Source organism: Eudoraea sp., from assembly GCF_049665975.1.
GTDB lineage: Bacteria > Bacteroidota > Bacteroidia > Flavobacteriales > Flavobacteriaceae > Eudoraea.
The window spans coordinates 1-4,710 of sequence record NZ_JBATGR010000029.1; the positions used below are offsets into that span (position 1 = coordinate 1).

Annotated in this window: 4 protein-coding genes; 3 read left to right on the plus strand and 1 reads right to left on the minus strand. The window is 40.5% G+C overall.

What is annotated here, in order from left to right; genetic code table 11:
• On the plus strand, nt 1–124 hold a 124-nt coding region (locus WBN20_RS00925; RefSeq protein ID WP_424280383.1), incomplete at its 5' end, for an isoaspartyl peptidase/L-asparaginase.
• On the opposite strand, the gene WBN20_RS00930 is transcribed toward WBN20_RS00925, so the two are convergent.
• On the minus strand, nt 121–984 hold the full coding sequence (locus tag WBN20_RS00930; RefSeq protein ID WP_424280380.1) for a cyanophycinase: 864 nt from the start codon (nt 982–984) through the stop codon (nt 121–123). The two genes, WBN20_RS00925 and WBN20_RS00930, sit on opposite strands and share 4 nt — an antisense overlap.
• A gap of 166 nt (nt 985–1,150) precedes the next feature.
• Here WBN20_RS00930 and cphA point away from each other — a divergent pair, with 166 nt between their 5' ends.
• Together cphA and WBN20_RS00940 are read left to right on the plus strand one after the other, a co-directional pair.
• Nucleotides 1,151–3,778, plus strand: a complete 2,628-nt coding sequence (cphA, locus tag WBN20_RS00935; RefSeq protein ID WP_424280381.1) for a cyanophycin synthetase — start codon at nt 1,151–1,153, stop codon at nt 3,776–3,778.
• A 92-nt stretch (nt 3,779–3,870) separates the two neighbouring features.
• A partial coding sequence (locus WBN20_RS00940; protein WP_424280382.1) for an MFS transporter occupies nt 3,871–4,710 on the plus strand: 840 nt, incomplete at its 3' end.

A 4,710-nucleotide genomic window follows, 5' to 3' on the forward strand; every position in this document is an offset into this window, starting at 1 on the left:
AGATGGAGGATTAATTGCTGTTGACGCCCTTGGTAATATTGCAATGCCTTTTAACACTGAAGGTATGTACAGGGCCTGCAAATCATCAGACGGTGCAGATCAAATCAGTATTTATATGAATTAAGAGGCTGGAAAAGGAGCATCAAGGGGTAATACCTTTACTTTACCTTTTTTCATATTAAAACGGTCCCCATTTGCCAGTACATGTGTTTTAAGATTTATAAGAGACATAGGTGTACCTTTCTCAAGGATCTTTTCGTTATTGTGTTTTAGTTTTCTTGGATCAAACATAATAACCATCCCGGAACCTATTATTTCAAAAGTGTTGCTATTTTTAATAACCAGTCCTGTATCTTCTGCAAGGCCAATACCCATCATATCCGGATATTTAGCGACGGCTTCCGCAAGTCGTCCAAAACGGCCTCGACGAATAAAATGAGAGTCTATGATTAAATTAGAAATGAATCCCATTCCGGTATCCATTTTTACGGCCCCTTTTATAAATGATTCTGTACTGCTACCACCTGCAATCATCTCATGGGACATACACATTGCGCCGGCACTGGTTCCGGCTATCACCAAAGAGTGTTTTTTATAACGTTCTGTGAGCACTTCATGTAATGTAGTGCTGCCTATTTTTGCAGTGATTTTAGATTGGTTTCCTCCGGAGAACATCACGCATTGTGCATTTCCAATCAATTCCAAATTTTTTGGGTTTTCAGACTCTTTCCTCTCTCGTATATCCAAAATATGCACCTTATGACATCCTAATTTGTCAAAGGCCTGCAGATAACTATTACTTACCTCTTTTGGAATACTTGAGGCAGTTGGAATAACAACAATTTGTGCCTCATTGCCCCCACTCTCATTTACCACTCTGGAGAGGATACTTTCCTGAATAAATTCAAGGTGAAATGACTCTCCTGATTCCGTCCCTTTATCCTCATTTCCTCCAATGGGAATTAAAGTTCCTTTTACCACCATAATTTATGCTGTCTAGGTTGCAAAAATACAGCTATTGTTACAAAAAATGTCATATATTTATGAAATTACAAAGAACTTATCAAACTCACATTAACAGCTAAAACAGTGTTCTTAGGCTTGAAGCGAATTCATATATCCACGATTAAGAACCATAAAATCTAAGGTCATGAAAATAAGAGAAATAAATGCCATGAGGGGACCAAATTACTGGTCTATTCGCCGCCACAGACTAATTGTTATGGTCCTGGATTTGGAGGAAATGGAAGAATTACCAAGCAATAAAATAGATGGATTCGCAGACCGTATTCGCGAGATGTTTCCAAGTATGTACTCTCACAGATGTTCAGAAGGATGTGAAGGAGGATTTTTTATGCGGGTGGATGAAGGTACGTGGATGGGTCATGTAATTGAGCATATTGCCCTTGAAATCCAAACATTGGCAGATATGGATACTGGATTTGGAAGAACTCGCGGATATGGGGAGAAAGGGGTCTACAACGTTGTTTTCTCATACATTGAAGAATCGGTAGGCAGATATGCTGCTAAAGCTGCTGTTCGTATTTGTGAAGCATTAATTGCTGCAGAACCTTATGATCTGGAAGATGACATACAACGAATGCGCGAACTTCGGGAATCTGAACGATTGGGACCAAGTACCGGATCCATAGTTATGGAAGCCCAAAGTCGCGGGATACCATGGATAAGGCTAAACAAGTACTCCCTGGTACAACTGGGTTATGGAGCCAATCAGAAAAGGATACAGGCTACCGTAACCAGTGAGACCAGCAGTATTGGCGTTGAATTGGCGTGTGATAAGGAAGACACTAAATATCTTTTAGAACAGGCCGAGGTCGAAGTCCCTCGTGGTGATATAATCAGTAGGGAAGGCAGCTTAGAAGATGCTTGCCGTTATGTGGGATACCCACTGGTTATTAAACCTATTGATGGGAATCACGGTAGAGGAATTACAGTAGACATCAATACTTACGAGCATGCACTTGAGGCTTTTAAGATTGCCAAAGAAGTATCAGGAAGGGTCATAGTGGAGAAATATATTACAGGCGAGGATTACCGTCTGTTGGTTATTAACAACAATTTCGTTGCCGCAGCAAAACGTACCCCTGCTCATGTTGTTGGTGATGGAAAATCTACTATAGAGGAATTGGTTGAGGAAGTGAATAAAGATCCACGAAGGGGATATGGCCATGAGAAAGTGCTTACCGCAATAACAATAAACGATCTGACAAAAACGATCATCGACGATGCAGGATATACGGTAGACTCCGTATTAAAGGAGGGGGAACAATTGATTTTAAAGGACACTGCTAATTTAAGCACCGGGGGTACTGCAGAAGATGTAACAGATATTATTCATCCGGCAAATGTATCAATGGCGGAAAGGATTTCAAAAATCATAGACCTCGATATATGCGGTATTGATGTAATGACCAGTGATATCAGTCAACCGCTTTCTGATACTGGTGGTGCTGTTTTGGAAGTAAATGCAGGCCCTGGTTTCAGGATGCACCTGGCTCCCACCACAGGCTTACCAAGAAACGTTGCCGCGCCTGTAGTAGATAAATTATTTCCCCAAAAAGGTGATACTGGCAGAATACCCATTGTAGCTATTACTGGTACTAATGGAAAAACGACAACAAGCCGACTTATTGCTCATATCGCTAAAATGAATGGACAAAGGGTAGGTTATACCACAAGTGATGGCGTTTATATTCAAAATAGGATGTTGATGAAAGGAGATTGTACTGGCCCGGCAAGTGCAGAGTTTGTGTTGAAGGATCCTACTGTCAATTTTGCCGTACTGGAATGTGCCCGCGGTGGTTTATTAAGAGCCGGATTAGGTTTTAAGAAATGTGATGTTGCCATTGTTACCAATGTTTCAGCAGATCATTTGGGTTTAAAGGGTATCCATACTATAGAACAACTTGCGAGAGTTAAGGCTGTTATACCTGAAACCGTGTTGCCAGATGGTTATGCCATTCTAAATGCGGATGACGATTTGGTTTATGAAATGCGTAGAAACATAAATTGTAATCTTGCGCTGTTCTCCATGGATGAAAATAACCCCAGGATACAAGCTTTGCAAAGAATCGGAGGAATTACAGCCATCTATGAGAATGGCTATGTAACCCTTTGCAGGGGCGAGTGGAAAATGCGGTTATTGAAAGCAGAAAATATTCCATTGACCTATGGTGGGAAAGCTCTTTTTATGATTCAAAATATTCTTCCGGCTATTATAGCTGCCAATGTTCAGGGCATCAGTATTGAAGACACAAAAGCAGCCCTTGAGACATTTATCCCATCTGCCTCAAGTACTCCCGGGCGTTTAAATCTGTTTAAGTTTAACAACTTTGTCATATTATTAGACTATGCTCACAATCCTGCAGGCATGCGTGCCTTGCAAAAATTTACAGATAACCTGGAAGCCACTGTAAAAGTAGGGATCATAGCCGGTATTGGGGATCGCCGAGAAGAAGATAATAATGAAATGGGAACAATAGCCGCAGAAATGTTTGATGAGATCATTATCAGACAGGATAAGAATTTGAGAGGTAAATCGGAGACTGACCTAATCAATATGTTGGATGCCGGAATTAAAAAACAGGATCCCAATAAAAAAACAACTATTATTCCTTCAGAAAAGGAAGCGATTACACATGCAGTGGCTCACGCAGAAAAAGGATCCCTAATAGTGCTCTGTAGTGATGTAGTGCCAGATGCACTGGACCTTGTTAAGTATTTAAAAGATCAGGAGGCGAATGGCGAATTGACTTAGGGCTTTCGTGATCCGTTATTAAATACTTATTTAGAATTTATCATAAATAAAAATATGGGTCGAAACTTGCTATTTCCTCAAGAACTACGCAAATGAAAAAAATATGGATTTGGTCAATTACGGCAGCTTTAGCCGGATTTCTTTTCGGCTTTGATACCGTTGTTATTTCCGGTGCTGACAAAACACTTCAGGCATTGTGGGGTTCATCCGATGTGTTTCATGGTGTAGTAGTAATAGGCATGGCCCTTTGGGGTACTGTTGTTGGCGCATTATTAGGTGGTATCCCCGCAAATAAATTAGGTAGAAAGAAAACCCTTATATGGATAGGTATATTTTATACAATCTCGGCTTTGGGCTCTGCCTTGTCAAGTGATCCTATAACGTTTGCTATTTTTAGATTTATCGGTGGATTAGGGGTAGGGGCTTCAACAATTGCTGCGCCTGCTTACATTTCAGAGATTGCTCCTGCTAAGGATCGCGGCAAACTTGTTGGTTTATATCAGTTTAATATTGTATTTGGTATCCTTATTGCCTTTTTTTCAAATTACCTATTAAATGGAATTGGGGAAAATGCCTGGCGCTGGATGGTCGGAGTTGAAGCCATACCGGCAGCTATTTATACCGTATTCGCATTAACAATTCCAAAAAGTCCCAGGTGGTTGTTGTCTAAACTCCGTGTTGATGAAGCTAAAGCAGTTTTAAAAGTTATAAATCCTGGCATGGATTCAGAACACATGATGCTGGAGATCAAAAAGGAAAGTGAAGGTACGATTCCAGGAGAAAACATTTTCTTATTGAAATATAGATTTCCATTAATACTGGCTTTTTGTATCGCCTTTTTTAATCAACTCTCGGGGATCAATGCTTTTCTTTATTATGCTCCACGAATATTGGAAGAAGCTGGCCTTGGTGCCAGCACCGCCCTGTTGAGT

Coding starts and splice junctions, on each gene's coding strand:
- WBN20_RS00930 (WP_424280380.1), bottom strand. CDS start 984: ATGGTGGTAAAAGGAACTTTAATTCCCATTGGAGGAAATGAGGATAAA.
- cphA (WP_424280381.1), top strand. CDS start 1,151: ATGAAAATAAGAGAAATAAATGCCATGAGGGGACCAAATTACTGGTCT.